Source organism: Enterobacter cloacae complex sp. IR5384 (genome assembly GCF_049237265.1).
Lineage (GTDB): Bacteria > Pseudomonadota > Gammaproteobacteria > Enterobacterales > Enterobacteriaceae > Enterobacter > Enterobacter cloacae.
In genome coordinates this window covers 1-6537 of sequence record NZ_JBMKHJ010000069.1, presented here as the reverse complement: position 1 = coordinate 6537, position 6537 = coordinate 1, and the positions used below count along the sequence as shown (strand labels likewise).

Annotated in this window: 6 protein-coding genes and 1 pseudogene; all 7 read right to left on the bottom strand. The window is 35.9% G+C overall.

Features of this window, described 5'->3' with window-relative positions:
- Positions 1–122: 122 nt before the first annotated feature.
- A complete protein-coding gene (locus tag ACOTX3_RS25545) occupies positions 123–461 on the bottom strand; it encodes a hypothetical protein (RefSeq protein ID WP_234355727.1) in 339 nt (112 codons plus the stop codon).
- A gap of 932 nt (positions 462–1393) precedes the next feature.
- Positions 1394–1915: a hypothetical protein gene (locus ACOTX3_RS25540; RefSeq protein WP_058679607.1), complete on the bottom strand. Its 522-nt coding sequence runs from the start codon at positions 1913–1915 to the stop codon at positions 1394–1396.
- The gene (locus ACOTX3_RS25535) at positions 1912–2295 is read right to left on the bottom strand and encodes a hypothetical protein (protein ID WP_058679608.1); all 384 of its coding nucleotides are present in this window, start codon (positions 2293–2295) and stop codon (positions 1912–1914) included. The genes ACOTX3_RS25540 and ACOTX3_RS25535 overlap by 4 nt, the downstream gene beginning before the upstream one ends.
- A gap of 450 nt (positions 2296–2745) precedes the next feature.
- The gene (locus ACOTX3_RS25530; RefSeq protein WP_127869322.1) at positions 2746–3066 is read right to left on the bottom strand and encodes a hypothetical protein; all 321 of its coding nucleotides are present in this window, start codon (positions 3064–3066) and stop codon (positions 2746–2748) included.
- Positions 3067–4172: 1106 nt separating this feature from the next.
- Complete coding sequence (locus ACOTX3_RS25525) at positions 4173–4775, bottom strand: hypothetical protein (protein WP_127869321.1); 603 nt, start codon at positions 4773–4775, stop codon at positions 4173–4175.
- Positions 4776–4866: 91 nt separating this feature from the next.
- On the bottom strand, positions 4867–5499 hold the full coding sequence (locus ACOTX3_RS25520; RefSeq protein ID WP_127869320.1) for a hypothetical protein: 633 nt from the start codon (positions 5497–5499) through the stop codon (positions 4867–4869).
- A 100-nt stretch (positions 5500–5599) separates the two neighbouring features.
- Positions 5600–6537 (bottom strand): annotated as a pseudogene (locus tag ACOTX3_RS25515) (M23 family peptidase); the annotation flags it as partial.

Genomic DNA, 6537 nt, shown 5'->3' with positions numbered 1-6537 from the left:
GATGATCTGTTCGTCGGAAAAACGCTTCTTCATGGGGATGTCCTCATGTGGCTTATGAAGACATTACTAACATCGGGGTGTACTAATCAACGGGGAGCAGGTCAAGGTGTAATTATACAGAACTATTTTTCCATTAACTTTCTTAAATTCAATAAAATATCCATAAGCACCATCATCATCACATTTTTTTCGCATGTACTCTGGTAGCGCAAAAGATATATTCCATACACACACTTTTTTTTTGGGTAAACTGCCGAGGTGTTAACAGGATACTTTGTTTTTTTGTCAACACCCCAGCCATAGTAAACCTCAGATACATTAACAAGTGTACTGTATTCATTTTTGATCAATAAATCACTTTCAATATAATGCCTTACTTCTTGTGAAGACATTTCAATCAGCAACTTTTTATTGTTTTCCTTAAATATCTCTCTTAAAGAATTTATATTTGCATTATCCATACACTCTTCTGCCAGTACGCAGGAACTGTAACCAAGGAACACCGCTAAAACAAAATAACACTTCATATCCCCCCCCCTTATTTATTACCTCGTTCTTTCATCCTCATTCGAGGGTAGATTGGCTACAAGGCTTTCACGCAACTCTGCAATATTAGACATCGTAGTTTCCCTCATACCTGAACTTATTATTTTTTGTGCATAAAGGTAATATGACTTAGGTATATAGAATCCTATCAGTTCATAATTTAAATGTCCATTCATATAAACTTGATATAATGGATTTATTGTAACACTATTTCCTTGATTTCCGCCAAGCACACCTATTTCACCATCTTCAAAAAGACAGTATATAAAAGCAACATGCCCTGTCCAGGAGCCTTTTTTCCGCAAAACAACTATTGCACCATATATAGGCTCAGATATTTTTATGAAATTTTTGTTTTTTTGAAGGATTGAGAACTGGCGCTACCCTGCCTGCATATTCCGACCAAAACCAACCATTGATGCTATATTAATGCCAGTCTTCTTATGGTAGTTTATTCCACCATCTCCTTCCTTTACACGCTTCCATTTCCATCGAGCATCTCCTTCCTCTAATGCAACTGCCATCCATGGAGCCTCTCTCTGTTCATTGGGGAGTAACGCAATCGGATTTCCGCCCCCCCCCAACCGATTCCAGTATTTTTTACTGGTACTTATCTATCTATTTTGTCGTGGTTGTTTATTCACTGATTTTGAGGCTGGAGGATTAACTGCTGGTTCTTCAGACTAATCAGTAGTATTGCTACCACTTTTGCTTACAGAAATTGATTATCAAGGGTGCAATTCATTAGGAAATGATATATTATACTACCGAGCAATGCCGTATACATTCACACTAAATTCCTTCGATATCAAATACAATCGAAATAAATTTGCTTGATTCAATATCATCAAGGGCTAGGAGGGAGTATTTTTGAGCTTATTGACTGGCAAATAGATCTTCCCAAAAACTTAAAATTAATAATATCATTAATATTCAACTCATTTTTGAAAATATACACTGGAGATTTTGAATCAAACGTGTAAATAAACAATTTATTATCGTTAGCAGCATAAAAAAGAACTCCATCAAACCCAGAAATTTGATCATCAGAGTAAGATGATAATATTTTAGCAATCTGAGTTCTGGCCGATGAGTCTGTTATAGACTTTATTAAAACACTGTCATCAATATCTTTAGGAAGGGTATTCAGATATATATTATCAATATATGGGACATAATCTTTTTGATCACACGTAGGAGTACGAGGATTGTCCATACCGTAATAATTTCTAAAAAAGCCATCAAGAACATATTTATAATCACTAGCCGACGGCAAGGCCTTAACAAGTAAGGATATTCCACCGGGGTCTCCTGCCAGCACTCTAGATGACAACAACAGTAACACAATTATAATTCTATAATTTTTCATCGACCACCACCTTCATCATTCGCAGATTTATTTTCACTATCAAACCCGAATAAATTCTTATTAACATCGTCAACATCAACTAAAGGTAACTCCACCGAAATTTTTGAATAATATTCTTTATACGCCACAGGAATATAATACTTATAAAATTTTTGAAATACTGGGGTTTCTGCTATTTTTCTGACAGTCATTTTGAATCTGGATGTTGGTTTCGTGGTACTATACATTGATAACTTGATAGTACCTCCACCATATGCTTTACCTCCCTGGTTGCCGCCTAACCCAGCAATATCACCATTACTCGTTTTTCCATAAACAAACGTTACATGTCCATTTCCTGTAAATTCATCACTTGATTCAACATATGTACGAAAGACCATCAATGCACCATATACAGGATTTTTTATCTCGACAAATTTCGTTTTTTCATAAACCGGAAATTGAGAAGATGCAGTGCCAGAATATCCGCATGAGGATTATGCTGATAACCAGCATCGACGCCAGGATAATGTTTTTGATGGAACTGGTTGCATGTAACGTTCAGGAAAATATTTAAGGGAATAAGACATATTTTCTTAGCCAAAGATCTAGAATAAAATTTCAAACGCTATACTTAACAAGTTCTAAATCAAATACTCCAGCAAGCATATTACAAATGGGCATCTTTGATTTAAAATCAGATAATTATAACGTTTTTATTTTTTTACCAGACCTTGTCAATTGATACACTTCTTCAATTAAATACTTGTCTTTTAATAGAGTTAAATAATATTCAAAATAATCCATATCAGACTCGGTTTCACCAAATCTAGACGGTACACCAGTTTTAATTATAACGTGCTGATTGTTTTTTTGATGTTGATTACCTTCTCCCCTCCGGCAATACGCAAAGAATATTGCCCATAAAAATCATAACCAATTCTATCAGAAGATTGAGTGCAATATTTATTCAGTAATTTAATGTACTCGTCTTTCGCCTGAAAGCCTGTATCTTCACTTAAATTTTGCGTAGCAGATTGATTCCATTGCTCATAGTCACTTATAAAATCACTGACTATCTGTTGAGGAGTTGTCTTTGAATTTGAACTCATTGCAAAAAATGAGAAAAACATTAATACAAATAACACTATTAACAACTTTAAAAGTTTCATTTTTATTGTCATCCTTAAACCACTTGCTATGGAGGTGGTGATTGTTCCTGTTGGGCTACACCCGAAGCAAACCGATGTGGAAATGTTTCACCTCAGTCCCTGATGCTTCAGACATACAGTGAAACAATACAATAAGAAAAATTTTAAGAAACAGCGTATAAATGTTTTTAGCCCCCCCCCTTTTTAGGGGAACCGTGTCAAAGCAACCTGTTATGCGAGTGGATTCTTTACGCCGTAATGGCAAAATAATCGGATTCCTGGTCTGTAGAATCGTTAAGCATATACCAAGCATGCTTAAACGCAGGCCATCTGACGTCCTCAAATGCCATTCTCCCTGGATTTATTCTCCGTGCTACTGAGTCCTCCCATGATAGATTATTTATTCACTTAGCCCCATACCCAATGTTCTTGGGGAGGAGAATCCCTCCTTATAATTCATAGTTTACTCCCTAAAAATAGATCCTGGCACTTGCTTTCAACAACTGAATCATCTTTATCTGATGGAAATACATCCTTCATTTTAAAACCAACGATAAAAAACCACCAGTATCTATACAGTTATATGGGATCTCAGTTATCTTGTGAGGAGATTCTATTTCTGGAGGGGTTTTCTTCATGCCATTTTTTATATTCAGCATCACTCCACCATGAATTATCAAAGTCACTCTTACTCAGCCAACCACGATACACCCAATAACTTGAATACGTGTCCAACCCAGTAAGTATTTTAAATCCTCTTCCTCGAAATTTGTGAACATCTAAGTCTCCGCTGTTACCCTATTATCCAGCTATACGAACCAGCAATACGCCCACCTTTGGAGTTACATTTAATACCAGAATAGTATTCATCAACTTCATCCTGAACACTGCCATACCAATGGCCAAGCTCTGTATTTTTATTTTTCTTAGATTCAGGAATTAATTTACCACCAACAGTTATATCAATATTTACACCATTTTTTCACTGTCTTTTTTTACCTGTTACTAACTAACTCCCTGCATCGACAATAAATAACCAGACCCAACAACTCCTTAACCTAAAAACAGGCCAACTCTATTACTAGCGTTAACATCATACTTATTTAACATAATATTTAAAAATCAATTTACTTTGCGCATTGCTCGAAATCTTTCTTATCTAAGGCTATATTTTTTAGGCCTTCCATAGTAATTTTATTCGCTGCTAGCTTTACACTTGCCTCTTGAGAGAAGCAAAAATTACCATTTGTATAAAAGTAAACCTCTTCTGTTTTCTCCGGAGTATCACCTTCAGATTTGTATAAAGTATCAGTCACAAACCATTTAATATCTTTACTACCTTTAATAATCCACAATTTTTCCATACCGAGGCATGGTTCAGAATCTTCCGCATATCCTGAGTTATATTTCCTGTCCGGTATAAGATATTGGGCATTAAAGTTTAGTACTACATTGCACCGGCTATAAGGCTCATCTTTCCCTGGTACACCCTCGCGGTTAAAAACAAAAGGATATGCATACTCAACACCTAATTTCATAAAAATATAATAAGGAGGAAACCCAACATCTGGAGCATTAACCTTGTAAACTTGAGATAAGCCGTAAGCCTCCCCTTCTTTAAAAGTATAGTTCTTTACTGCAGCTGATACATCCGCAGCATTCGCAAGCACACCTGGCGAATAAAAATTAACCACACCAGCTAAGCTCAGCAATATAATTGCATTTTTCATAATCACTCAAGAACTCATTCACACTTCATCGTATAATTAACTGTAATTTTTACCGTAAGCATCAGGCTTCAGAATTGCAATTTTAAAAATCTTAATTTTCATCAAATGAGATAGACTCAAGAAGTTTCAGTGTCTTTTTAGATAAATCTTCACCAGCATTCATTACAGCACTGTTTCCTGAACCACAAAGAGCGTTATTTTTGTGAATCAAACAGAAATAAACACTTTCACCGACACTTCCATCATTGAACTTAGCCATGCGGTTGACAGCCATAAACCCATTTGAATTTTTACCTTTCACCTTCACTAATGATAGATGATTAGGATTTCCATTTTTAACATATGTTTTATCAGGGACTAGTTTCCAATCTTTGTTTTTATAATCGTAAATAATTTTATTGTCTGAACTGCTAACATTAATACCTTTATTGTTAACCTGCTGGCTATCATACCCGGCTTCAAAAGCCTCTCCTGAATATAGGCAACTCCATTCAGATATAGGATACTTTTTCTCGAAATATTCGTCATCAGTTAATTTTGGATATTCATAGTCACTGAAATGTACATTACATGAATCAAAGCTAGATGATGAAGAAATATCAGCATTAGAATCAGATGACAAACTTCTAATTACTGATGAACTTCCATCATTAGCAGTAGTCGCAGAAGCCATAGCGAAAGAACTGATGATACTAAGAAAGAATGACATGCAAACTAATTTCATAACGTTATTTCCTATGCTTTTATCCTTCCGGAAAATATACTACTAAACTACCGGAAGCATTCGGGAATTTATTTTCGGTTAAAACAGCAATTTCTACACCTTACGCACAGCATCTCGAATCAAATCCATTGAGTGAACGATGGTAAAGTGAACCGATTCGACCAGGCAAATTTACTGCTGCACTTGCTTCCCAAAAACTAGGACTCCTATAGTAATATTTAACCCCAGCATTTGAGTTAAGTGATACTCGTTCTAAAACATGCTCTTTATCAGCATATTTAGCCATTTTATTTTTAACCCAGTAAAAGCTGGCACTATCCGCAGCTAATATGCTAGATGAATCACTATTGCTAACATCGTTTCTCAACTCAATAAACTCTGTTGAAAGCGTAGGGAAGTGACGATCTTGCAGTGTAGCATTAGATCTATTTCCAGGAGGCTGAGCTGCGATTGAAGCATAGGTATTAACCAGGATTTGTCTAAGTGGTTCCTGAACAGTTTTCCCAATATATTTAAAATAATTCAAATAATTGTCTGGGTTAGTTAATTGGAGAAAACCTCGTCCATACCATGGTGCGTACCAAAGATTGCTACCATTTCCCTCGTGAAGAGTACTTAGCCAACCCGTTTCTTGTATTGCATTTCCTAAAAAACATGCAATTCTAAATGAAGTGTTAATACAATACTTCCTCATTGCATAGTTCAAATTTGAAATTTGATTGCTTAAAATAGAGCCGGACTCTCTTAAATTTGTATTAATCGCTTCCCAGGCATATCGATTTCTACCGGACTGTCGAAGTGCATGACTGGGTACTATTTGTTTCATTTCAGAAAAACTCAACCAACTACAGTTCCTTAAGTGGTTAATTATCACCTTAGGCTCGAAATGCCACAGTCTTCCGCTGCCGAGAGATCCGGAATCAAAGCACAACGCTTCTGCATGAGCTTTAAATTTTGCATAATCTGCTTCCGTCATCGGAGCACGCTTATCATCCCCCGTTTTCAGCCATGAAAAACGGGTGTCGATCGTACTTTTTT